The sequence below is a fragment of the Bradyrhizobium sp. dw_78 genome (genome assembly GCF_018449525.1).
Classification (GTDB): Bacteria; Pseudomonadota; Alphaproteobacteria; order Rhizobiales; family Xanthobacteraceae; genus Bradyrhizobium.
On sequence record NZ_JAAVUS010000013.1, the window covers coordinates 26270 to 48323 of the forward strand.

General features: G+C 62.9%; 23 protein-coding genes. 10 read left to right on the forward strand and 13 right to left on the reverse strand.

Going from position 1 to position 22054, the window contains the following annotated elements:
* Positions 1 to 40: 40 nt before the first annotated feature.
* Together HB630_RS25740 and HB630_RS25745 are read left to right on the forward strand one after the other, a co-directional pair.
* Positions 41 to 811 carry a sulfite exporter TauE/SafE family protein gene (locus HB630_RS25740; protein WP_213775526.1) on the forward strand — a complete coding sequence of 257 codons (771 nt, stop codon included), beginning with the start codon at positions 41 to 43 and terminating at the stop codon, positions 809 to 811.
* Between the two features lie 107 nt (positions 812 to 918).
* On the forward strand, positions 919 to 1863 hold the full coding sequence (locus tag HB630_RS25745; RefSeq protein ID WP_213775527.1) for an MBL fold metallo-hydrolase: 945 nt from the start codon (positions 919 to 921) through the stop codon (positions 1861 to 1863).
* A 131-nt stretch (positions 1864 to 1994) separates the two neighbouring features.
* Here HB630_RS25745 and HB630_RS25750 read toward each other — a convergent pair whose 3' ends face one another.
* Positions 1995 to 3428: an FAD-dependent oxidoreductase gene (locus HB630_RS25750; RefSeq protein ID WP_213775528.1), complete on the reverse strand. Its 1434-nt coding sequence runs from the start codon at positions 3426 to 3428 to the stop codon at positions 1995 to 1997.
* Between the two features lie 196 nt (positions 3429 to 3624).
* On the opposite strand from HB630_RS25750, the gene HB630_RS25755 reads away from it, so the two are divergent.
* Entirely contained in the window at positions 3625 to 4509 is an 885-nt protein-coding gene (locus HB630_RS25755) for a YiiX/YebB-like N1pC/P60 family cysteine hydrolase (protein WP_213775529.1), read from the forward strand.
* A 24-nt stretch (positions 4510 to 4533) separates the two neighbouring features.
* On the opposite strand, the gene HB630_RS25760 is transcribed toward HB630_RS25755, so the two are convergent.
* Entirely contained in the window at positions 4534 to 5301 is a 768-nt protein-coding gene (locus HB630_RS25760; RefSeq protein ID WP_213775629.1) for a DUF3313 domain-containing protein, read from the reverse strand.
* 252 nt (positions 5302 to 5553) lie between these two features.
* On the opposite strand from HB630_RS25760, the gene HB630_RS25765 reads away from it, so the two are divergent.
* The 3 genes from HB630_RS25765 (at position 5554) to HB630_RS25775 (ending at position 8499) form a co-directional block, all read left to right on the forward strand.
* A complete protein-coding gene (locus HB630_RS25765) occupies positions 5554 to 6294 on the forward strand; it encodes a response regulator (RefSeq protein ID WP_213775530.1) in 741 nt (246 codons plus the stop codon).
* Positions 6291 to 7637: an ATP-binding protein gene (locus tag HB630_RS25770; RefSeq protein WP_346656140.1), complete on the forward strand. Its 1347-nt coding sequence runs from the start codon at positions 6291 to 6293 to the stop codon at positions 7635 to 7637. The genes HB630_RS25765 and HB630_RS25770 overlap by 4 nt, the downstream gene beginning before the upstream one ends.
* A 109-nt stretch (positions 7638 to 7746) precedes the next feature.
* Positions 7747 to 8499, forward strand: coding sequence for a sulfate transporter family protein (locus HB630_RS25775; protein ID WP_213775531.1), 753 nt, complete (start codon positions 7747 to 7749; stop codon positions 8497 to 8499).
* Between the two features lie 27 nt (positions 8500 to 8526).
* Here the strand turns inward: HB630_RS25775 and HB630_RS25780 are convergent, their stop codons facing one another.
* Positions 8527 to 9729 (reverse strand): ABC transporter substrate-binding protein, encoded by a 1203-nt coding sequence (locus HB630_RS25780; protein ID WP_213775631.1) that lies wholly within the window; start codon positions 9727 to 9729, stop codon positions 8527 to 8529.
* A 161-nt stretch (positions 9730 to 9890) separates the two neighbouring features.
* Entirely contained in the window at positions 9891 to 10736 is an 846-nt protein-coding gene (gene nth, locus HB630_RS25785; RefSeq protein WP_213775532.1) for an endonuclease III, read from the reverse strand.
* Between the two features lie 22 nt (positions 10737 to 10758).
* Here nth and HB630_RS25790 point away from each other — a divergent pair, with 22 nt between their 5' ends.
* Together HB630_RS25790 and HB630_RS25795 are read left to right on the forward strand one after the other, a co-directional pair.
* Positions 10759 to 11280: a DUF2244 domain-containing protein gene (locus tag HB630_RS25790; protein WP_213775533.1), complete on the forward strand. Its 522-nt coding sequence runs from the start codon at positions 10759 to 10761 to the stop codon at positions 11278 to 11280.
* Positions 11281 to 11334: 54 nt separating this feature from the next.
* A complete protein-coding gene (locus HB630_RS25795) occupies positions 11335 to 12231 on the forward strand; it encodes a bifunctional helix-turn-helix domain-containing protein/methylated-DNA--[protein]-cysteine S-methyltransferase (RefSeq protein WP_213775534.1) in 897 nt (298 codons plus the stop codon).
* Positions 12232 to 12249: 18 nt separating this feature from the next.
* Here the strand turns inward: HB630_RS25795 and HB630_RS25800 are convergent, their stop codons facing one another.
* From HB630_RS25800 to dnaK, 8 genes are all read right to left on the reverse strand, one after another.
* Complete coding sequence (locus tag HB630_RS25800; RefSeq protein ID WP_213775535.1) at positions 12250 to 12873, reverse strand: 2,3-bisphosphoglycerate-dependent phosphoglycerate mutase; 624 nt, start codon at positions 12871 to 12873, stop codon at positions 12250 to 12252.
* Positions 12874 to 12906: 33 nt separating this feature from the next.
* Positions 12907 to 13722 (reverse strand): 4-hydroxy-tetrahydrodipicolinate reductase, encoded by an 816-nt coding sequence (gene dapB / locus HB630_RS25805; protein WP_213775536.1) that lies wholly within the window; start codon positions 13720 to 13722, stop codon positions 12907 to 12909.
* Between the two features lie 76 nt (positions 13723 to 13798).
* Positions 13799 to 14101, reverse strand: coding sequence for a DUF1330 domain-containing protein (locus tag HB630_RS25810; RefSeq protein ID WP_213775537.1), 303 nt, complete (start codon positions 14099 to 14101; stop codon positions 13799 to 13801).
* 24 nt (positions 14102 to 14125) lie between these two features.
* The gene (gene pyrF, locus HB630_RS25815; protein WP_213775538.1) at positions 14126 to 14836 is read right to left on the reverse strand and encodes an orotidine-5'-phosphate decarboxylase; all 711 of its coding nucleotides are present in this window, start codon (positions 14834 to 14836) and stop codon (positions 14126 to 14128) included.
* Between the two features lie 6 nt (positions 14837 to 14842).
* Positions 14843 to 15421 (reverse strand): NAD(P)H-dependent oxidoreductase, encoded by a 579-nt coding sequence (locus tag HB630_RS25820; protein WP_213775539.1) that lies wholly within the window; start codon positions 15419 to 15421, stop codon positions 14843 to 14845.
* A 122-nt stretch (positions 15422 to 15543) separates the two neighbouring features.
* Positions 15544 to 16143, reverse strand: coding sequence for a methyltransferase domain-containing protein (locus HB630_RS25825; RefSeq protein WP_213775540.1), 600 nt, complete (start codon positions 16141 to 16143; stop codon positions 15544 to 15546).
* A 95-nt stretch (positions 16144 to 16238) separates the two neighbouring features.
* Positions 16239 to 17378, reverse strand: coding sequence for a molecular chaperone DnaJ (dnaJ, locus tag HB630_RS25830; RefSeq protein WP_213775541.1), 1140 nt, complete (start codon positions 17376 to 17378; stop codon positions 16239 to 16241).
* Between the two features lie 142 nt (positions 17379 to 17520).
* Positions 17521 to 19422, reverse strand: a complete 1902-nt coding sequence (gene dnaK / locus HB630_RS25835; protein WP_213775542.1) for a molecular chaperone DnaK — start codon at positions 19420 to 19422, stop codon at positions 17521 to 17523.
* A 397-nt stretch (positions 19423 to 19819) separates the two neighbouring features.
* Between dnaK and HB630_RS25840 the strand changes: the two genes are divergently transcribed.
* Both HB630_RS25840 and pncA read left to right on the forward strand, forming a co-directional pair.
* Positions 19820 to 20764, forward strand: coding sequence for a hypothetical protein (locus HB630_RS25840; RefSeq protein WP_213775543.1), 945 nt, complete (start codon positions 19820 to 19822; stop codon positions 20762 to 20764).
* Positions 20761 to 21417, forward strand: coding sequence for a bifunctional nicotinamidase/pyrazinamidase (gene pncA / locus HB630_RS25845; RefSeq protein ID WP_213775632.1), 657 nt, complete (start codon positions 20761 to 20763; stop codon positions 21415 to 21417). The genes HB630_RS25840 and pncA overlap by 4 nt, the downstream gene beginning before the upstream one ends.
* Here the strand turns inward: pncA and grpE are convergent.
* Entirely contained in the window at positions 21414 to 22016 is a 603-nt protein-coding gene (grpE, locus tag HB630_RS25850) for a nucleotide exchange factor GrpE (RefSeq protein ID WP_213775544.1), read from the reverse strand. The two genes, pncA and grpE, sit on opposite strands and share 4 nt — an antisense overlap.
* Positions 22017 to 22054 lie beyond the last annotated feature (38 nt).

Here is a 22054-nt window from a genome sequence, read left to right on the forward strand (position 1 = left end):
GTGTGATCTCCACGCAAACGCTTCGCGTTTGCCGCGAGGGATGAGCGCGTTCAGCCTGATCCCGGCGGATGTCAGCATCAGTGTCGTCGCTGGTATCTGCGCGATCGCGTTGTTGTCCGGCGTCGCACGCGGGTTTTCCGGTTTCGGCTCGGCGCTGATTTTCATGCCGCTGGCCAGCAGCATCGCGGCGCCGCGCCTGGTCGCCGCGCTCTTGCTGGTGATCGATTTCGTCGCCGCCGCGCCGCTTCTGCCCAATGCCTGGAAACATGCGGATCGCAAAGCAACCGCCGTGATGGTCGCCGGCGCCTTCTTCGGCGTGCCGATCGGCACTTATTTCCTGATCCGGCTCGATCCCGTGACGACGCGCTGGATCATCTCCGGATTTGTCGTCGCCCTGCTGATTCTGCTGCTGTCGGGCTGGCGCTATCGCGGCAAGGATCACCCCCTGCTTTCCATCGTCATCGGCGGCCTGTCCGGCTTTGGCAGCGGACTGGCGCAGACCGGCGGACCGCCGATCGTCGGCTACTGGCTCGGCCGGCCGATCGCCTCCAACATCGCACGCGCCAACATCCTGCTGTTCTTCGGCGCCTCGGACTCCTTTTCCGTCGTCAGCTACGCTTTCACCGGGTTGATCACATGGGACGCGCTTCGCTTCTCATGCCTGGTCGGTCCGGCCTATGCCGTCGGTGTCTGGTTCGGCTCCAAATTATTCGGCCGCGCCAGCGAGGCGCTGTTTCGCTCGATCTGTTACGTCTTGATCGCCGCCGCGGTGATCGTCGGCCTGCCCACACTCGACCGCGTATTGCGCTGATCCGCCGTGGTTGCCGGCGTGACGAAAGTCGGCTTTGCTCCATCGGTGAATACCGTTAGCTACGCGCCGCAAGAAACGACCAACGGAAAGATCAACGGGAGGACATCATGATCGAACGCCGCGATATCCTGAAGCTCGCCCTCGCCGGTGCCGCTACCGCGGTCGCCGGACCGGCGCTTTCGCAGACAGCGGCGAAGCCCCGCACCAAAATCGTGTTCCTGGGCACCAAAGGCGGCCCGCGCGTCAGCGTCACGCCCTCCAATCCCGCTAACCTCGTGATGGTCAACGACACCCCGTTCGTGATCGATTGCGGCATGGGCGTCAGCCATCAGCTTGTCAGCGCCGGCGTGCCGCTTGAATCGGTGAAATATATTTTCATCAGCCATCACCATTCCGATCACAATCTCGAATACGGCAATCTCGTCTACAACGCCTGGGCAGCCGGCCTTTCGACGCCGCTCCATTCCTTCGGCCCGAACGGCCTCGAAGCGATGACCAGGACCTATTGGGAGCTGAACAAATTCGACGTCGAGACCAGGATCGAAGACGAAGGCCGTCCCGATCCGCGACCGCTCCTGATCGCAAAGGACATCACCGAAGACGGCGTGGTGCTGCAAACGCCGGACGTCAAAGTGACGGCGTTCCGCACGCCGCACCCGCCGATCACCGATAATTTCGCCTACAAATTCGAGACGCCGGACGGCGTGATCGTGTTCTCCAGCGATACCGCCTACAATCCGAAACTCGCGGAATTCGCCAAGGGCGCCGACGTGCTGGTGCATGAGGCGCTCTACGTCCCCTGGGTCGATCGCCTGGTCACCAGGGTCAAGAATGGCGCGACGCTGAAGAAACATCTGCTGGACAGCCATACCGCCGCCGACGATGCCGGCCGCATCGCCGACGCCGCGGGCGTCAAGGTGCTGGTGCTCAGCCATCTGGTGCCGGGCGACCTGGATGTGACCGACGAGGACTGGAGCAGCGAAGCCAAGAAGACGTTCAAGGGCCGGATCGTCGTCGCCAGGGATTTGATGGAATTGAAGCTGCCAGTGTGATCCTCGACTCAACCACTGTCATTCCGGGATGGTGCGTTAGCACCAGACCCGGAATGAGGGCATCGGATCAAATGCAGGGCAAGCTCCCGCTCGAAAACGCGATAGCCATCGCGCGCGATGCGGCCACGGCATCAATCGATCGGCGAGAACGGCGTTGCGGTTCGGGCCGGCGCCGCAGCGCGGCGCGGCTTCGGCGTCCGCGCCTGCGGCGCTCGCACGGACGACGTATCTTTCGGCCCGCCGATTTTTTGCAGCGCTGCATCCGCAGCGCGCTCGCCGCTTTCCCAGGCGCCATCGACCGTTCCCCACAGCGTCTCATGGGTCGCTTCCCCGGCGAAGAACAGGCTGCCGACCGGCTCTTTCAAAATCCCGCGCGACGGCTGTCCGCCGGGCGCGGCCGATGACATCGCACCGAGCACGAACGGCGCTTCGTTCCAGCGCGTGACGCTGGTCTTCCTGATCGCCGCGGCCGTCTCGCTGCCGAACAGTTTTGCCAGCCATTCCGAGGCGAACGCCACCATCGCCGCCTCGCCCTGCGCCGACAGATCGCGGCCGAACGAGCCGGCAACATCGATCACGCATAACGACGACGATCCGATATCGGCGAACAACAGCGCCGTCCGCGTCGAATTGCTCTGCTCGATGATGACATCGTCACGCGCCAGCCCGAGCGGATTGCCCGACAGTTGCAGCGCAATGTGATCGTAGCTGCCAAGGCTCAATTTCGCCGCGGCATCGAGCTGGCGCTTGGGAAGATCTGGCGTGAATTTGATGTTGCCGGCCGCCAGTACATTGCTCGACACCGTGATGATGGCGGCGCGCGCTGCGATCTTGCCGGCCGGCGTTTCGACCATGACATCGCGCCCGCTCCAGCTGACGCGGTTCGCCGGCGTCGACAGCGCGACGGGAACGTCTCCGCCGAGTCTTGCAACCAGCGTACCCAGGCCCTGCCGACAGGCGATCGCGACGTTGTGGTCATGGGCGCGGGCCTTGTCGATCGCGGAAATGTCCTTCAGATCCTTGCCGGCAAAATCGGCCCCCAACACGAACTCCACCGTCCCGGCCCAGTCGCCGAGGTCTTTCGGCAGAACCGAGGCGCAGGATATATCGGCCCGGCCGCGCGCAGCGTCGTCGATGGCGCGGTTGGCGCGCACCAGGGCGGCGAGAAATTCCTCGGTTTCACCGGCCCGCGCGTTGCGGCGGCCGATACGGATTTTCTGGCCCAGCGGCGCCGGCGAGATATCGAGACCCGCACTCCGCCCGAGCTTGATCATCGGATTGGTGTCGGAATTCTGCAACCAGCGGGCGCCGCGATCGAACGGCGCCTCGAATGTCGTGGTGTCGGTGAGGCAGCGGCCGCCGATCTGGCTCGCGGCCTCGACCACGATCACCTTGCGATTGGCGGCCTGAATCCGCCGCGCCGCCGCGATCCCGGCAGCGCCGGCGCCGATCACGACGATATCGGCTTCACGGGGAAGCGGCGCTCCCCAGGCGCGGGCGCCAAGCGCCGGTGGCATCGCCAAGGCCACGGACGCCGACAGGAAATCGCGGCGCGTCATTGTCATGTCGTGGTTTCCGAAAGGCTTGCAAATACGGGAACGTCTGGTGAATCTTGCCGCATCCCAAGGGGCTCAGCAACCATCATGGTGAATCAATCATGATTGATCTGCCAAGGGCATGAACCAAATTGCAACAGCTTTCGCCCATGATAAGGAAAGACAAAGCGGCCGGACAAGGCCGCCTGGGGGGAAAGCTGCTCTCATGGGCGTCGTGCTCGATACCGTCGGCAAGTGGATCGCAAGGTACCTGCAAAAGGAATTGCCGGGCTACGAGCCGTTTACGCCAAGCGACCCCGAACATCTGCGTGGCGTTATCGAGCAGGGCGACGTCCTGCTGGTCGAAGGCAACAACCGGGTTTCCGGCATCATCAAATACCTTACCCAGTCCACCTGGTCGCATTCCGCGTTGTTCGTCGGGCCGATCGAGGGCGCGACCGAGCCCGACGGCGAACCGCATGTCCTGATCGAGGCCAATATCGGCGAGGGCGTCACCACTGCGCCGCTGTCGAAATATTTTCCCTATCACACCCGGCTCTGCCGCCCGATCGGCCTGTCGTTCGAGGACCGCAACACGGTCTGCCGCTACGCGATCAACCGGATCGGCTTCGGCTACGACACCAAGAACATCCTTGATCTGATGCGCTATCTGGTTCCGCTCCCGGTCCCGCAACGCTGGCGGCGGCGAATGATCGCGTTCGGCTCCGGCGATCCCACCAAGATGATCTGCTCGGCGCTGATCGCGCAGGCGTTCGATGCGGTGCGCTATCCGATCCTGCCCAAGGTCACCCTTGCCGGCAGCCGTCAGGCCCGGCGCGAAATCCTCCACATCCGCGACTCGTCGCTCTACATGCCGCGCGATTTCGACATCTCGCCCTATTTCGAAATCGTCAAACCCACCATCGTGCTCGGCTTCGACTACACCGCGCTGCACTGGGCCGACAAACAAAAGCCGCTCCGGGAGGTAGCGGGCGATCTCGGCCTGTTTCCAGGACCGCTCCAGCCGCCGCCGCTCGTTCCTGAAGGGATTGACGAGGAAGCGGCGCTTCCTGGAGAAGAAATAACCTCGGTTGAAGAAGCAGCGGCTTGAAAGCTGGCCGGATGCCAGGCGGACTTACGGCTTGTCAGCCGGCGCCGCGCCGTCATCGGTCCATTCCGGCGGCAAGCCGACATGCTCAGCAACCATGCCGGCCACGCCTGGCGCCTTTCCGAATGCTGAACAGGCGGCATATTTCGGCTTTCCGCCGAGCGACGATCCGATCTTCTGCAACGATGGCAATGCCGGCATCTTTCCGAACGGCGTGCTACCGGTCACCAGTAACCGGCTAAAATCACCGCCAAACGCCGTCGCAAGGTCATAGGCATCACCCGATGTCGAAACCCTTGGAGAACTCGTGAATGAATCGGCGCCGCGCGCCCAGATCATGGCGGCTTGCTGGTGGCCGGCCCTGTCAAGGGCTTCCGCCTCGAGGGAAAGACTTCCCAATCCGATCGGAAGGCGCGGCACCGGAACAGGCGCGCCAAGGCTGAGAGCCGCGGGCACGATTGAAATAACTTTCGATGCGCCTGCCGCCACTTCGTTCGTAGCTGCGGCATCCGTGATGACGGCGTGAACCGTCAGATCGGCCGGCTCGCCGCTGCCCACCACTTCGAACCGGTCGCTCAGACTGGCGCACAACGACCGGTCAACCGCATTCGCTACCAGTACACGCTCTTTCGCGGGAATCGGAGACGACACAGCCTCCGGAAACGCCGTCGGTATAATCCTCACCGATCTTGCCGCAAGAACATAATCATGGTCGACACGGATAAGCGACTTGGTCAACGCGCCGTTCGAGGACTCCATATTATCGTAGGAAGTGAGCGACCCCGTCCGGGTCATCGGCGCGCTCGCGCAACCTGACAGCGCCACCGCCGCTGTCAGTTGCGCGGTAAAAAACAGCAGCTTTGGCAGCGATGGTTTTACCAACTTGTCTGTTCCGGTCACGCAATTTTTTCGATGAACAACGTCATGACCGTCCTTGCCCGGCAGCGCAATGGCGGGGCGCGGCCTTAATAAAACTTTACATTTACGGCTATGATCTCGAACGCCATTTGCCTTTAAATTCGCCAAATGCTCGGCTTAACGGAATCCATGGGTCTTCTGCCTCTTGTTCCGCTGCGCGCAAAAGCGCGCATCCTGTGCGTCGAAGACGATGCAGAGATTGCCCGCATGTTGACCGAGGTGCTCAAGGAGAGCGGATTTGAGCCGTTCTTTGTCGGCTCGGCAAAAGAGATGGATGCGGTGCTAGACCAGCACCGCATCGACTTCGTTCTGCTTGACCTCATGCTGCCGGACGAGGATGGTTTCAGCATCTGCCGCCGGCTCCGGGCGCATTCATCGATTCCGATCGTGATGGTCACAGCGCGGGGCGAGGACATCGACCGCATTGTCGGCCTGGAGATGGGCGCCGATGACTATGTTACAAAACCCTTCAATTCACGCGAGCTTGTCGCCCGGATACGCACCGTCCTGCGTCGCACTGAAACTGCGCCGGGACTGACGCGACTGCGCGAGCGGAAACTTTGCTTTGCCGGATGGCAGATTGATCCCACGCCGCGCGAACTTCACGATCCCGATGGCATCAGGATTGCCCTGACCAGCGTCGAATTCGATCTGCTGCTTGTCTTCTGCCGCAACCCGGGACAAATCCTGACGCGAGAGCAGTTGATCGAACTGACCCACGGGCGTTTGGCCGGTCCCGTCGAACGAAGCATCGACGTCCATATCAGCCGCATCCGACAGAAGATCGAGGCTGATCCACGTGATCCGTCCATTATCAAGACCGTCCGTCTGGGAGGATATGTCTTTACGCCCGATGTGGTGCAGGCGTGACGAAAGCGTTGAAACGCCTGATCCCGCGTAGCCTGACCGGGCAGGTCACGGGTATCGTCGCCGTCTCGGTGATACTCGGCATGATATTCACCTTGGCCGTCGTCGTTTTCTTTTTCGATGTGACCTTTCCCGGACGAAGCTCAAGCTCCGCAGCGTTTCGCATTTCCGACATCACCAGGCTCGTTCGCGCGGCAGCGACTCCCGATGAAGCAGACACCGTTATCGCAAACGCACGCAATATCGGCTTTGAGGTCAGCCGCGTCGCAATATCCAGTCTCGCGCCCTTGCCGGGCCGCGTCGGCATGCCGGTGTCATCCTCGCTCGTGATCCGAAGATTGAATGCGGAGCCGGGGATCGAAGTCCTAAACAGGCTTCGAACGCCTTCCGGTTCACGATATCAGCTCATCGTGAGGCTCGATGAACGGCAGGCTCTCGTGTTCGAACCGACGGAGGGAATCAGTCTGTGGCGTCACCTGTTGACACCGACCACCCTCGTGTTGGCGATCATCATGATCTTCGCGCTGCTGCTTTCGATATACGCGATCCGTTGGATCATCGCACCGCTAGCCGCCGTCGCCAAGGCGGCGCATTCATTCGGCCGCTTGCCGCAGGACGATCAGGACGTCAGTCTCAAGGGCCCGCGCGAAATCAGGCAGGTGGCGGATGCCATCAACGGGATGCGGACGCGCATCCGTGCGCTGCTCGACGATCGTGGCCGCATGCTTGCGGCGATCAGCCACGATCTGAGGACGCCGCTCACCCGCCTGAGGCTGCGTGCCGAGCGCGTTGGCGACGCCGGCCTGAGTGGCGCGATGCTCGGCGACATCGCCCAGATCAGCCGCATGCTGGACGAGACGCTGGACTATCTGCGCGATGACGCAAAGGCCGAAACGATGTCCAAGGTAGACCTGCCGAGCCTGCTGCAGACGATTTGCTCCGACTTCGCGGATATCGGACATTCCGTCTCCTATCGGGGACCGGCCCGGCTGACCTGGGTCTGCCAGCCGAAGGCCCTGACGCGCGCGCTCACCAACATCGTCGAGAATGGCCTGAAGCACGGCCACACCGTCATCGCGGGAATCGGCATCGACCAGAAAGGATCGGCCGAAATCGAAATCTCCGACGACGGACCAGGGATTCCCGAGCCATTGCGCGACCGGGTATTCGAGCCCTTCTTCAAGGCGGACCATGCGCGCAGCGATGGCGGCTTCGGCCTCGGACTTTCAATCGCCAGCGATATCGTCAAAAGACATGGCGGCGATATCGCCCTCGTCGATCGCGCGCCGCGTGGCCTCATCGTGCGGATCACGCTGCCGGAAGAAATAGCACTCGGAGCCGCCTGAGGCGGCGGGCGTCGAAGGAACGGCCCGTGATCGTTCCCGCCACCCGGCCTTGCCGAAACCGGCTTGTATCTCTACCTCTGCGAGGACCGTTCCGGAGGAACCGACGACGATGATAGATGCTGCCGCCAGGGCGCTCTCGCAAATCCTGTCGCCGCCGATGCGTTCGATCCTGTGGCGATCGATCGGGCTGGCGCTAACCTTGATCGTGGTGCTGGCGATCGGGCTGCAGCGGCTGTTGAGCTGGTTCGCGACATCGGGCGAAGGCTGGGCGGAGGCGATGCTGGGCCCGGGCTCCCACACCCCGCTCAATATCGTTTCATGGATCGTCTCGATTGCCGCCGGCCTCGGTATCGTATTCGGGGCGGTGTTCCTGATGCCGGCGATCACCTCGCTGGTGGCAAGCATCTTCGTCGACGAGGTCGCCGATCATGTCGAGCGCGAACACTATCCGGCCGAGCGGCCGGGAACGGCGCTGCCGTTCAGCGTCGCCATGATCGAAGGCATCAAGGCCGCGCTGCTGACGATCCTGGTCTATCTGATCGCACTGCCATTCGTGTTCATTGCGGGGGCCGGCGTCATCGTATTCTTCATCGCGACCGCATGGCTGCTCGGCCGGGAATATTTCGAACTCGCCGCCATGCGATTCCGCTCGCCTGAGGAAGCCAAGGCGATGCGGCGGCAAAATGCCGGGATCATCTTCACCGCCGGACTGGTGATCGCGGCGTTCGTGTCGATCCCGATCGTCAACCTGGCCACGCCGCTGTTCGGCATGGCGTTCATGGTTCACATGCATAAGCGACTCTCCGGCTCGCGGCCGGAACTGATCGAGCCGGCACGCAAGACCGGCCTGCCGGCAGCATAGCGCCGCTTCACCAGCACCATTCCGCGATCAGTGCTGCGCTGCCAGCGGGCAACCGCCTTTGTCCAGCGGGCGGAACGCCTGATCGCCGGGAATCGTTGCCAGGATCCTGTAATAATCCCACGGCGCGGCGGATTCCGGCGGCGTCTTCACCTGGGCCAAATACATGTCATGCACCAGGCGGCCGTCTTCGCGCAGGCGTCCGTTCCTGACGTAGAAATCATTGACCGGCATTTCCCGCATCTTCGCCATCACTGTCTTGGCCTCATCGGTGCCCGCCGACGTGACGGCGGCCAGGTAGTGACGGATCGCCGAATAGGCGCTGGCCTGCACCATGGTCGGCATTTTTCCCTGTCGCTCGAAAAAGCGTTTTGACCAGGCACGGGTCTCGTCGTTGCGATCCCAATAGAAGCCGGTGACGAATTTCAGTCCCTGCGCAGCCTCAAGCTGCATGGCGTGAACATCCGACAGGAACACCAGCAACGTCACCATCGTCTGGTTTTTGGTCAAGCCGAATTCGTTCGCCTGCTTGATGGCATTGACCATGTCGCCGCCGCCATTGGCGAAGGCCACGACTTTCGCGCCCGACGCCTGGGCCTGCAGCAGATAGGAGCTGAAATCCGCGGTGTTGAGCGGATGTCGCACGCTGCCGAGCACCTTGCCGCCGGCCGCCTGCACCGCGCTGGTCGCATCGGCCTCGAGCGAATGTCCGAACGTATAGTCGACCGTGATGAAGAACCAGGTGTCGAGGCCTTGCGCGACGATCGCCTTGGCAAGGCTCGTGGTGAGCGCGTAGCTGTCATAGATCCAGGATGCTTCGGTCGGCGTGCAGGACTTGCCGGTAAAGGCCGTGCTGCCGACCGCGCCCGCAATCGCGATCCGGTCATGTTCGGCAGCGAGCTGCTCGACTGCGAGCGCCACCGACGAATTGTCGAATCCGATCGCCATGTCTACCTTGCCGGCCTCGAACCATTGCCGCGCGATCGCTGCCCCGATATCGGCCTTGTTCTGATGATCGGCGAAGATGATGTCGACGGGCTTGCCGAGCACGCTGCCGCCGGCATCCTCCGCCGCCATGCGCGCCGCGGTAACGGTGCCCGGGCCGCCGAGATCGGCATAGAGGCCGGACTGGTCGTTGAGCACGCCGATCCTGACGACATCGTCGGAAATCTGCGCCCGAGCTTCGGATCCGAAGGACAGAAGAAGGCAAGCGGCTTCCACGGCCGCAACCACAGCGGATTGCAATCGCACGGCGTCTCTCCCGATTGGTCCTTGATCCGGACCTTGATGGGAGAGCGTATGCCCGGCCTCAATCGCACACAAGCACGGCGATCATCCGAAGATTCTTACAGAAGGCGGGATGATCGCCGGAGCGAGCGGGCGCGGGTCCGCACCTACACTGTTTTTTCCGGCCAGCGGCAAAGATCGTTGATCAGGCAGACCTCGCAGCGCGGTGCTCGCGCGAGGCAGGTATAGCGGCCGTGCAGGATCAGCCAGTGATGGGCATGCAGCATGAACTCGGACGGGATCACGCGCTCAAGCCCGAGCTCGACTTCGAGCGGCGTCTTGCCGGGTGCGAGGCCGGTGCGGTTGCCGACGCGGAATACATGGGTGTCGACCGCCATCGTGCGTTCCCCGAACGCCATGTTGAGCACGACGTTGGCGGTCTTGCGCCCGGCGCCGGGCAGCGATTCGATCTCGGCGCGGGTGCGCGGCACCTCGCCGCCGAAATCGGTGATCAGCTTTCGCGATAGCGCGATGACGTTCCTGGCCTTGGTGCGGTAAAGGCCGATGGTCCTGATGTAGTCGCGCAGCCTGTCCTCGCCGAGCTCGATCATCTTTTGCGGCGTATCGGCGACGGCAAACAGGGCGCGCGTCGCCTTGTTGACGCCGGCATCGGTCGCCTGCGCCGACAGCACGACGGCGACCAGGAGTGTATAGGGATTGAGATGCTCAAGTTCGCCCTTCGGCTCGGGATTGGCCTTGCGAAAGCGGCTGAACGCCTCGTAGACCTCGGCGGGTGTCCAGGGCTTGACGGGCCTGGTGGTGGACCCGGCTGAAGCCTTCGGCGATTTTTTCGCTACGCCCGCGGGCGGTGATTTGGCCTTGGTCTTTTGCGGCGATTTGGCGAAGGCTGATTTGGCTTCCGGTTTCTTGCCCGATCGAACGGGGGACTTGCCGTCGCGTTGGGCGGCTTGGCGGCTGGATTTGGCGGGCGCCTTGCGGATGATTTTGGCCATGATCCGGGTATACTGAGCTGCGATGACCGCAGGCAATGACTTTGATCCGGCGCCGCGCGAGCCCGAATTGTTTTCCGCGCTGCTGACGCCGCACCGTTCGCTGAACCGCACCGGCTTTATCCTGCTGATGACGTTTCTCAGCGCGATCAGCTTTGTCGCAGGCTTTGCATTCTGGCTGATGGGCGCCTGGCCGGTGTTCGGCTTTTTCGGACTGGACGTGCTCCTGATCTACTGGGCGTTCAAGATCAATTTCCGGCGCGCCAGGGCGACCGAGGAGATTTCGGTGACGCCCTCCGAATTGCGGGTAAGGCGGGTCAGCCACCGCGGTCACGTGGTCGAGTGGGTGCTCAATCCGGTATGGGTACAGCTCGATCAGGAGATCCATGCCGAGTTCGGTATCGAGCGGCTTTATCTGGTCTCGCGGGGCCGCCGGGTCTCTATCGCCAATTTCCTGGGGCCCGATGAAAAAGCAAGCTTTGCCAAGGCGTTATTGGCGGCGTTGCAGGCCGCCAAACGCGGTCCGACCTATAATCCGATCACTTGAACGCGGTCAGGAATCGGGTGGTTTGGGAGCCCTGCCTGACCTACATCCACGGTGATGATGACCCTCGCCATCAATGAAAATCGGCTCGCCAAGCCCGGCCCGCAGAACGCCGCGCTCCGCGACTATGATTCGGTGCGGCGGGCGATCGCCTTCATCTCCGAACGCTGGCGCGCGCAGCCGGCCATCGAGGCGATGGCGGAAGCGGCCGGCGTGACGCCCGACGAACTGCACCATCTGTTTCGGCGCTGGGCCGGGCTGACCCCAAAGGCCTTCATGCAGGCGCTGACGCTCGATCACGCCAAGGGCCTGCTGCGCGATTCCGCCAGCGTGCTCGATGCCGCGCTCGATTCCGGCCTGTCCGGTCCGGGGCGGCTGCACGATTTGTTCGTCACCCATGAGGCGATGTCGCCGGGCGAATGGAAGAACGGCGGCGCCGGCATGACGCTGCGCTATGGATTTCACGTTTCCCCGTTCGGCAGCGCGATCGTGATCGCAAGCGACCGCGGACTGGCGGGGCTTGCCTTCGCCGATCCCGGCGGTGAACAGGTTTCATTCGCCGACCTGAAACGGCGCTGGCCGAACGCGGCCTATGTCGAGGACCATGATGGCACGGCCGCATTGGCGCAGCGGGTCTTCGATCCGAAATTGTGGCGTCCGGAGCAGCCGCTGCGCGTGGTCCTGATCGGCACCGACTTCGAGGTCCGGGTGTGGGAGACGCTGTTGAAAATCCCGATGGGCCGCGCGGTCTGCTATTCCGATATCGCGACCCGGATCGACAAGCCGAAGGCGTCCCGCGCGGTGGGCGCTGCGGTCGGCCGGAATCCGGTGTCGTTCGTGGTGCCCTGCCATCGCGCGCTCGGCAAGGGCGGCGCGCTGACCGGCTATCATTGGGGCATCACTCGCAAGCAGGCGATGCTGGGCTGGGAAGCCGGGCAGGTGGGGCTCCCCTAAAATCCCGGCGACGAGGTTTCAGGCCGCGAGATCGAGCTTCGAGGCGACCGTCGCATCGGCATTGAGCCGGTAGATGATCGGCACGCCGGTGGCGAGTTCGCGCTTCAGGATGGTTTCCGGCGACAGCTTCTCCAGCACCATGATCAGCGCGCGCAGCGAATTGCCGTGCGCCGCCACCAGCGTACGCTCGCCGCGCAGCACGCCGGGCAAAATCTCCTGGACATAATAAGGCAGCGTGCGCGCCAGCGTGTCCTTGAGGCTTTCGCCGCCGGGCGGCGGCACGTCGTAGGAGCGCCGCCAGATCAGGACCTGTTCCTCGCCCCATTTCTTGCGGGCGTCGTCCTTGTTCAGGCCGGATAGATCGCCGTAGTCACGTTCGTTGAGCGCGAGGTTCTTGCTGACCGGAAGCCCGGTCTGGCCGATTTCAGCCAGCATGAGATCGAGCGTGTGCTGGGCCCGCGTCAGCATCGAGGTGAAGGCGACATCGAACGACAGTCCCTGCGCCTTCAGCTTGCGGCCGGCTTCCTTGGCCTCCGCGACACCCTTCTCGGTGAGATCAGGGTCTTTCCAGCCGGTGAAGAGATTCTTCAGGTTCCATTCGCTCTCGCCGTGGCGCACGAGCACAAGAAGACGATCGCTCATTGCTCTGGTTTCCGTTGTACTTTCGAACTGAATTCAGGTGTCGCCGAGGCCGAGCACGTCGGCCATCGTATAGAAGCCGGGCTGCTTGCCATGCGCCCATAACGCTGCTTTCAGCGCGCCGTGCGCAAACAACATACGGTCCTCGGCATGATGCGACAGCGTGATGCGCTCATGGGGACCGGCGAAGATCACACTGTGATCGCCGACCACCGTGCCGCCGCGCAACGAGGCAAAACCGATATCGCCGGCCCGCCGCGCGCCGGTAACGCCATCGCGGCCGCGCGCCGAATGTTTGTCCAGTTCGATTCCGCGGCCCGCGGCGGCGGCTTCGCCGAGCATCAACGCCGTGCCCGATGGAGCATCGATCTTGGACTTGTGATGCATCTCCAGAATTTCGATGTCGAAATTTTGGTCCAGCGATTGCGCCACGCGCTTCACCAGCGCCGCCAGCAGATTGACGCCGAGGCTCATATTGCCCGACTTGACCACGATAGCGCGCGAGGTGACGCTCCTGATCACGGCATCGTCCGACGCCGACAGGCCGGTGGTGCCGATGACGTGAACCAGCCCGCGCTGGGCGGCAATGGCGACATTGGCGATGGTGGCGCCCGGCACCGTGAAATCCAGAATGCCGTCGGCATTGGCCGAGAGCGACCACAGGTCGGCGGACAATGCGACGCCATTGGCGGGCAGGCCCGCCAGCACACCGGCGTCCTGGCCCAGCAGTTCGGAACCGGGCGCCTCCAGCGCGCCGGCCAGCGCCGCGCCCGACGTCTCCGCAATGACGCGCGTCAGCGCCCGGCCCATCCGGCCGCCGGCCCCCGCAACGATCAAGCGCATATCCGCCATGGCTCTCCCTCTCTTCGCCGTATAGCGGTCGCAGGCAGTTCCGGCAACCGACCGAGACTGGATCAGGCGTTCGGGTTCAGGGCTGCGGCCCGTCGTAACCTTCGATGACGATGATCTCGGCGACCGAATGCGGCTGCCGTACCTTGATGTTGTCCTGGTATTCCGGCGAGCGGTAGCAGGCCAGCGCCGTCTCGTAGTCGGGAAATTCGATCACGACGTTGCGCGAGCGGCTTTCGCCCTCGACTGCGGTGAACTTGCCGCCACGCACGACAAACCGCCCCCCGAATTTCTTGAAGATGGCCGCGTTGGCCAGCGCATAGGGCTTGTAGCCTTCCTCGTTGTGAACATCGACGCGACCGATCCAATATCCCTTCGCCATCCGTTTTTCTCCCTCGTTGCTTGTTTAACCCAGCGCTTGCGCGATCTCCGCCTGGATGGCCTCCGCCGCGCCCTTCGGATCGGCGGCCTCCATCACCGGCCTGCCGACCACAAGATAATCGGCGCCGGCGGCGATGGCGCGGGCCGGCGTCATGATACGTTTCTGGTCGCCTGTCGCCGATCCCGCAGGCCGAATGCCCGGCGTCACCAGATTCATCTGCCGGCCGATCATGTTGCGCAAATGGGCGGCCTCTTCCGGCGAACAGACCAGACCATCGATACCGAGCGCCTGCGCCTGCCGGGCCCGGGTCTCGACCAGAGCGGATACGCCAAGGCGATAACCGGCAGCCTCGAGATCGCCGTCGTCATAGGAGGTCAATACGGTAACGGCGAGGATCTTCAAATTCGATCCCGCCCGCGCCTCGGCGGCCGCCTTCATGGTCTGCGGATAGGCATGCACGGTGAGAAACGTCGCGCCCAGCGAAGCGATGCTCTCGACCCCGCGCGCCACGGTGTTGCCGATGTCGTGCAACTTGAGATCGATGAAGACCTTTTTCCCCGCATCCGCGAGCCGGCCGACCAGCGGCAGGCCGCCGGCATAGGCGAGCTGGTAACCGATCTTGTAGAAGGTGACGCTGTCGCCAAGCCTCGCGATCATCTCTTCCGCCGCGGCCACGCCGGGCACGTCGAGCGCTACGATCAACCGGTCGCGAGGGGCGATATTGGCGGGCTGCATGTCACCTCACATCGAATATTGAGAGAATTCGATCAACTGCCGCACCAGCGCCTCTAGCTCTTCGGCGTCGGCGGGCTGTTTCAGCCGATCCATGTCGTCATAGGCTTCGTTCGCATAGGACAGCGCAAGCTGGTTCGGAATCACCGTCGCCCGGCAGGCCGTGAGAATCAACCGCAGCGCCGCCAGCGCCCGGGTTCCGCCGAGGCGGCTTTCGGAAGCCGCCGCGATCGCAAAGGCGCGTTCGCGAAACACCTGGCCCCGGGTTTCGTGGAGATCCTGTACGCGCGTCACCCAGTCGATCATGTTCTTGACCAAGGGCGGGACCGAAGAATTGTATTCCGGGGTCACGATCAGAACCCCCTGATGCGCGCCGATCATGCGCTTGAGATTGACCGCGTTCTTCGGCACGCCGGATTTTGCCTGCAGGTCGCCGTCATAGATCGGCAGCGGAAAATCCGCGAGCGAAATCCGAGTGACCTCGACGCCGGCCAGCGCGATTTCATGGGCGATCGCCGCCGCCAGTTTCGCATTGAGCGAGCCGGTGCGCAGCGAACCGGGGATCACGAGGATTTTCAGCGCGGCCATGATTGGAAATCGCGTTGGAGCATGATCCGGAAAAGTGGGAACCGGTTTTCCGAAAGATCATGCTCAAACTAAAGAGGGATCACGATCCACCGGAAACCGCCGCGCGACAAATTCGGGCGGTATCAGCGCTTGCGATACACCCAGACCCGCGCGGGGGGAAGGTTCATCCAGACCCGTTCGGACGCTTCCGTGGAAACGCCCGGCAGCGATTTCGGAATCGGCGGCACCACCGAATAGGTGAACTGCACGAACGGTGCGCCCGGCGCCAGCGCCGCAAAGGCTTCGCGGATCAGTTTCAGGCGCGTCAGCATCGGCTTGGTGACCAGCGGCAGGCCGGAGACCACGGCGGAGGCCGGATCGCTTAGCACCTCCCACAGCGAGTCCCGCAACTTGTAGGCATCGCCCTGCACGACCTTGGCCTGCGGGTAGCGATCGCGCAGCAGCGCGCAGAAGCCGGGATTATATTCCACCAGCACGAGCCGCTTCTGATCGATGCCATGCTCGATCAGCGCGTTGGTAATCGCGCCGGTACCCGGCCCAAGTTCGACGACAGGTCCTGAGGAGTCGACATCGACATATTGCGCCATGGTGCGGGCAAGCATCCGCCCCGACGGCATCACCGCGCCCATATGCAGAGGTTTCTCGATCCATGAACGGAGAAAGCGCACCTCGTCATCGAGACGGGGCTTTTTCAACGCTCGCACAGACGAGTGCAATGACATGTCACTACCAGGAGGGACCGCAATGAAGCGGCAAATGTCAGAATATCGTCACAAAGACGTATAGGCCGCCGTTGAAACGGTCAAGCCAAACACCGTCATTGCGGGGCAGCACGGCTGCCGAAGAAATCCTTGACTTTCGTGAAGAAACCCGCGGCTTCCGGTTGCGTTGCACCGGACGATAATTTTTCGAACTCAGCGAGCAATTCCTGCTGCCGCTTGGTCAGATTTTGAGGCGTTTCGACCGCGACCTGAACGTACATGTCGCCGGTCTGGCGCGAGCGCAGGATCGGCATGCCTTTTGATGCAATGCGAAAACGCCGGCCGGACTGAGTCCCGGAAGGAATTTTCACCTTGGTCTTGCCCTTGTCGATGGTCGGCACGTCGAATTCGCCCCCGAGCGCAGCCGTCACCATCGAGATCGGCACGCGGCAATGCAGATCGGCGCCGTCGCGCTGGAAAAACTCGTGCGAGGCCAGCGACAGGAAAATGTAGAGGTCGCCCGAAGGCCCGCCGCGGACGCCGGCTTCGCCTTCACCGGCAAGGCGGATGCGGGTGCCGTCTTCGACGCCCTGCGGAATATTGACCGACAAGGTCCGCTCCCGCGTCACCCGTCCCGACCCCGAACATGAGGGGCACGGATCCTCGATCATCTGGCCGCGTCCCTGGCAACCCGGACAGGTTCGCTCCAGCGTAAAAAATCCCTGCGCCTGCCGGATACGGCCGGCGCCACCACACATCGAGCAGGTTTTCGGCTTGGTCCCGGCCTTGGCTCCGGTGCCCGAGCAGGATTCGCAGGTGACGGAAACCGGAATCTCGATCTGCGCGGTCTTGCCGAGATAGGCTTCCTCCAGCGTGATTTCCATATTGTAGCGCAGATCCGCACCGCGCTCGCGGCCACCGCCGCCGCGCCCACGCTGTCCGGCCATGCCGAACAGATCCTCGAAAATATCCGAAAACGACGAGGCGAAGCCCGCGCCGAATCCAGGTCCGGCGCCGCCGGTGCCCTGTTCGAACGCCGCATGGCCGTACCGGTCATAGGCGGCGCGCTTCTCACCGTCCTTGAGAACCTCGTAGGCCTCGTTGATTTCCTTGAAGCGCACTTCGCTGCTGGCATCGCCCGGATTCCGGTCCGGATGCCATTTCATCGCCAGCTTGCGGAAGGCTGCCTTGAGCTTGGACTCGTCGGCGTCGCGCTCGACTTCGAGGGTTTCGTAATAGCAGCGCTTGGTGGACATCCGTCAAATCCGCCAGAAGTTCGTCGTCATTTCAAGGGAACGCGCTTTGAAAGATGCGGTCTTCGGCTTGATGAAAAATGACCCTCACCCATTGAGACGCACCGTGCGCTCTTTGGCATGAGGGTCATGTTCGTCGCCTGAATTAAGCAGACTTCTTGTTGTTCTTGTCGTCGTCGACCTCGGTGAATTCCGCGTCGACGACATCATCCTTTGCCGCGTCTTTGGCCGCATCGCTCTCGGCCTGCTGCGTATACATCGCCTCGCCGAGTTTCATCGAGGCCTGCGCCAGCGTGTTGGTCTTGGTCTTGATCGCCTCGGCATCGTCGCCCTTCAGCGCTTCCTTCAGGTCGCTGACGGCGTCCTCGATGGCGCGGCGCTCGGTGTCCGCGATCTTGGAGCCATGCTCGGCCAGCGCCTTCTCGGTGGAATGCACCAGCGAATCGGCGTGGTTCTTGGCATCGACCGCCTCGCGGCGCTTCTTGTCGGCCGCAGCATTGGCTTCGGCGTCCTTGACCATCTTGTCGATGTCGGATTCGGACAGACCGCCGGACGCCTGAATCCGGATCTGCTGCTCCTTGCCGGTCGCCTTATCCCTGGCCGAAACGTTGACGATGCCGTTGGCGTCGATATCGAAGGTCACCTCGATCTGAGGCATGCCGCGCGGCGCCGGCGGAATGCCCATCAGGTCGAATTGGCCCAGTATCTTGTTGTCGGCCGCCATTTCACGCTCGCCCTGGAAGACGCGGATGGTGACGGCGTTTTGACTGTCCTCGGCCGTCGAGAACACCTGGCTCTTCTTGGTCGGGATCGTGGTGTTGCGCTCGATGATGCGGGTGAACACGCCGCCCAGCGTTTCGATGCCGAGCGACAGCGGGGTCACGTCGAGCAGCAGCACGTCCTTGACGTCGCCCTGCAGGACGCCGGCCTGGATCGCCGCGCCGATCGCCACGACTTCGTCCGGGTTGACGCCCTTATGCGGCTCCTTGCCGAAGAACTGCTTCACCACTTCCTGGATCTTCGGCATGCGGGTCATGCCGCCGACCAGCACCACTTCGCCGATCTCACCGGCGGTAAGGCCGGCATCCTTCAGCGCCTTGCGGCAGGGCTCGATGGTCTTGTCGACGAGATCGGCAACCAGCGCCTCGAATTTGGCACGGGTCAATTTCATCGTCAGATGCTTCGGCCCGGTCTGATCGGCCGTGATGAAGGGCAGGTTGATTTCGGTCTGTGTGGTCGAGGACAGCTCGATCTTGGCCTTTTCGGCGGCCTCTTTCAGGCGCTGCAAGGCGAGCTTGTCGTTGCGCAGGTTGATGCCCTGCTCCTTCTGGAACTCGTCGGCCAGATAGCTGACCAGCCGCATGTCGAAGTCTTCACCGCCAAGGAATGTATCGCCGTTGGTCGACTTCACCTCGAACACGCCGTCGCCGATCTCGAGGATCGAGACGTCGAAGGTGCCGCCGCCGAGGTCATACACCGCGATGGTGCCGGCTTTCGACTTGTCGAGGCCATAAGCCAGAGCGGCCGCGGTCGGCTCGTTGATGATGCGCAGCACCTCAAGCCCGGCGATCTTGCCGGCATCCTTGGTGGCCTGACGTTGCGCGTCGTTGAAATAAGCGGGAACGGTGATGACGGCCTGATCGACCTTCTGGCCGAGATGGGCCTCAGCGGTCTCCTTCATCTTCTGCAGGATGAAGGCGGAGACCTGCGAGGGCGAGTAGGTCTTGCCGTCGGCCTCGACCCAGGCATCGCCGTTGGAGGCCTTGACGATCTTGTAGGGGACGAGCTTCTTGTCCTTCTCGACCATCGGGTCGTCGTAGCGGCGGCCGATCAGGCGCTTGACCGCAAAGAAGGTGCGCTCGGGATTGGTCACCGCCTGGCGCTTGGCAGGCTGGCCGACCAGACGCTCGCCATCATCGCTGAAAGCGACGATCGACGGGGTGGTCCGCATACCCTCGGCGTTCTCGATGACTTTCGGCGCCTTGCCATCCATTACGGCAACGCACGAATTCGTGGTGCCGAGATCGATCCCAATGACCTTTCCCATGGTTCTCATACCCTTTTTTCTGTGGCAGGTTGGTCGGGCCCTGACGGCGCACCAAACCGAACCCCCAAGCGTTCAAAAACTCGCGATATTGCGACGGTGAGCCTCATATAGGAGGGGGGCTAGGGCCTGCAAGGACTGGACGCAAGCTTCACCCCGCGAAAAGCCTGCCCTTTTTCAAAGATAGTGTCGGGCAGGCCGGCGGTTCAGGGCGTTGCCGACATATCCGCAAGCGAGCCGGTCAGCAACAGGTTAACCAGGACCTGCCCCCGATCTGTTGCCGGGAGACCAAACCGGCTAAAAGCGGGTACCCTGAATCGGGTCGCGCCTCCGAATCCTGCCGCGACTGGCCGCCCCTGCCGACCATTGAACGGCCTCAATGCGAACCCAGTAGATTTTCATGACCCACATTCGGTTTTTATCCGCGCTCGCCCTGCTCATCGCCACGCTCTGCCCGGCCTTCGCCGCGGACCCGGTGTTTCCGCCGGGCATCCGGGTCGGCCTGACCCCGCTGGTCGGCCTGGCGCCCGCCAAGACCTTCCTCGGATTCGAGACCGAGGACCATAGCGTCAAAGTGCTGGTGGCAGAGCTCCCGGCGGGCGCCTACAGCGAAGTCGCGAACGCCTTGAAGTCCGAGACGGCAAACAATATCCCCGGCGTCAGGCCGGAGAGCATCGAGACCACGGCCGGCATGGCCTACTACACCGTCGAAGACGCCAAGGATGGCGCCGTCAACCTGCGCCGCTATTCGATGATCATGCCGGGCGGCACGTTCTCCGGCTATATCGCGGTGCAGGTTCCGGAAAACGTGAGCAAGATCTACACCGACGATGCGGTGCGCAAGATGTTTGCCTCGGCCGCGATCCGCAAGGAGGTTCCGGTCGACGAGCAGCTTGCGCAGATGCCGTTCAAGCTCACAGAACTCGCCGATTTCAAGAACGTCCGCACGCTGGCGATCGGCGCCGCTGTCGTTCTCGCCGATGCCGACGAAGCGACCGGATTCGAGGCCGCTCCTTTCATGGTGATCGGCGTGGTCGGGCAGTCGCCGGCGACGCCCGACGATCGCGACCGGTTTGCCCAACAAGCCCTGACCTCGTTTCCGGGCATCCATGAATCCAGGATTACGATGTCGGAGCCGGTCAGGATCGACGGCATGCCCGGATTTGAGACGCGTATCGACGCGACCAGCGGCAAGGACAACACCAAGGTCACGGTGGTGCAATGGCTGCGATTTGGTGGCGGCCCCAACGTGTTGCGCATCGTCGGCAGCTCGCCGCGCGACCAGTGGGAAAAGGCGTTTCCGCGTTTCCGCGCCGTGCGTGACGGACTTCAGCAGAAGGGCTGATTGGGCTTGAGGCAGCAGCATTGATCAAACCCGGCGACGCATCGGTCCTTCTGGTCATCGACGTCCAGTACGGCTTTCTGCCGGGCGGCAGCCTTGCCGTCAAAGACGGCGATCAGGTCGTGCCTGTCATCAACCGGATCGCCGGCGGCTTCGCCCATGTGGTGATGACGCAGGACTGGCATACTCCCGGACACATCTCCTTTGCCTCCTCGCATCCGGGCAAGAAGCCTTTCGAAACGATCGATCTGCCCTATGGCAAGCAGGTGCTGTGGCCCGACCATTGCGTGCAGGGAACCGACGACGCCGCGCTTTCTCGGGATCTCTCGATCCCGCAAGCCGAACTTATCATTCGCAAGGGATTTCACCACAACGTCGACAGCTATTCGGCCTTCACCGAGGCTGACGGCAAGACCACGACCGGATTGGCCGCCTATCTCCGGGCCCGCGCGTTCGAGCAGGTATTCGTGGCCGGCCTGGCCACCGATTTCTGCGTCGCCTGGACCGCGCTCGACGCGCGCAAGGCCGGCTTCGAGACCTGGGTGATCGAAGACGCCTGCCGCGGCCTCGACACCTTGGGCTCGCTTGCCAAGGCCTGGGCCGACATGACCCAGGCCGGCGTCAAACGCATCCAGTCGGCGGATATCGCGCTTTAGTTCTGGGTCGCCTCAGGCGCGGCGGCTTTCGCGCCGCCCTTCGAGACCGCCACCAGCGCCGGCCGCAACACGCGCTCGCCGATCATGAAGCCGGCCTGCACGACCTGCACCACCGTCCCGGCAGGCACCGACGTATCGGGGACTTCGTACATCGCCTGCTGGAAATTGGGATCGAATTTCTCGCCCGACGGATCGAACTTCTTGACGCCGTTTTTCTCCAGCGTGTTGATGAGCGAGCGCTCGGTCAATTCGACGCCTTCGATCAGCGCTTTCAGGCCGGGATCGGCGGTGGCCTTGGCCTCGGCGGGGAGCGCATCCAGCGCCCGCTGCAGATTATCGGCGATGTCGAGAATGTCGCGCGCAAAGCCGGTGATGCCATAAGTGCGCGCGTCGGCCACTTCACGGCTGGTGCGCTTGCGCAGATTTTCCATCTCCGCCAGCGTACGCAGCATCTTGTCGCGCGCCTCAGCCACTTCCTTTGTCAACGCCTCGACCGATCCTGTCTCCGGATCGTCGGGCATCACATAGGGCTTCGAGACCACGGGCTCGGCCTGCGCCGCATTCGCCGGATCTTCATGGGGCCGGTTCGGATCGGTCATGGGTTGCCTTTTCGAAAAATCGCTCAGGTTCGGGTCAA

What these genes read in the sequence shown, in the direction of transcription:
- HB630_RS25795 (WP_213775534.1), top strand. Translation starts at nt 11,335, where the DNA reads ATGATGACCCTCGCCATCAATGAAAATCGGCTCGCCAAGCCCGGCCCG.
- HB630_RS25790 (WP_213775533.1), top strand. Translation starts at nt 10,759, where the DNA reads ATGACCGCAGGCAATGACTTTGATCCGGCGCCGCGCGAGCCCGAATTG.
- dnaJ (WP_213775541.1), bottom strand. Translation starts at nt 17,378, where the DNA reads ATGTCCACCAAGCGCTGCTATTACGAAACCCTCGAAGTCGAGCGCGAC.
- HB630_RS25825 (WP_213775540.1), bottom strand. Translation starts at nt 16,143, where the DNA reads ATGTCATTGCACTCGTCTGTGCGAGCGTTGAAAAAGCCCCGTCTCGAT.
- HB630_RS25760 (WP_213775629.1), bottom strand. Translation starts at nt 5,301, where the DNA reads ATGACCCGGACGGGGTCGCTCACTTCCTACGATAATATGGAGTCCTCG.
- grpE (WP_213775544.1), bottom strand. Translation starts at nt 22,016, where the DNA reads ATGACCGATCCGAACCGGCCCCATGAAGATCCGGCGAATGCGGCGCAG.
- dapB (WP_213775536.1), bottom strand. Translation starts at nt 13,722, where the DNA reads ATGGCGGATATGCGCTTGATCGTTGCGGGGGCCGGCGGCCGGATGGGC.
- pyrF (WP_213775538.1), bottom strand. Translation starts at nt 14,836, where the DNA reads ATGCAGCCCGCCAATATCGCCCCTCGCGACCGGTTGATCGTAGCGCTC.
- HB630_RS25840 (WP_213775543.1), top strand. Translation starts at nt 19,820, where the DNA reads ATGACCCACATTCGGTTTTTATCCGCGCTCGCCCTGCTCATCGCCACG.
- HB630_RS25755 (WP_213775529.1), top strand. Translation starts at nt 3,625, where the DNA reads ATGGGCGTCGTGCTCGATACCGTCGGCAAGTGGATCGCAAGGTACCTG.
- HB630_RS25750 (WP_213775528.1), bottom strand. Translation starts at nt 3,428, where the DNA reads ATGACAATGACGCGCCGCGATTTCCTGTCGGCGTCCGTGGCCTTGGCG.
- dnaK (WP_213775542.1), bottom strand. Translation starts at nt 19,422, where the DNA reads ATGGGAAAGGTCATTGGGATCGATCTCGGCACCACGAATTCGTGCGTT.
- HB630_RS25775 (WP_213775531.1), top strand. Translation starts at nt 7,747, where the DNA reads ATGATAGATGCTGCCGCCAGGGCGCTCTCGCAAATCCTGTCGCCGCCG.
- HB630_RS25765 (WP_213775530.1), top strand. Translation starts at nt 5,554, where the DNA reads ATGGGTCTTCTGCCTCTTGTTCCGCTGCGCGCAAAAGCGCGCATCCTG.
- HB630_RS25820 (WP_213775539.1), bottom strand. Translation starts at nt 15,421, where the DNA reads ATGGCCGCGCTGAAAATCCTCGTGATCCCCGGTTCGCTGCGCACCGGC.
- nth (WP_213775532.1), bottom strand. Translation starts at nt 10,736, where the DNA reads ATGGCCAAAATCATCCGCAAGGCGCCCGCCAAATCCAGCCGCCAAGCC.
- HB630_RS25800 (WP_213775535.1), bottom strand. Translation starts at nt 12,873, where the DNA reads ATGAGCGATCGTCTTCTTGTGCTCGTGCGCCACGGCGAGAGCGAATGG.
- HB630_RS25740 (WP_213775526.1), top strand. Translation starts at nt 41, where the DNA reads ATGAGCGCGTTCAGCCTGATCCCGGCGGATGTCAGCATCAGTGTCGTC.
- HB630_RS25745 (WP_213775527.1), top strand. Translation starts at nt 919, where the DNA reads ATGATCGAACGCCGCGATATCCTGAAGCTCGCCCTCGCCGGTGCCGCT.
- HB630_RS25810 (WP_213775537.1), bottom strand. Translation starts at nt 14,101, where the DNA reads ATGGCGAAGGGATATTGGATCGGTCGCGTCGATGTTCACAACGAGGAA.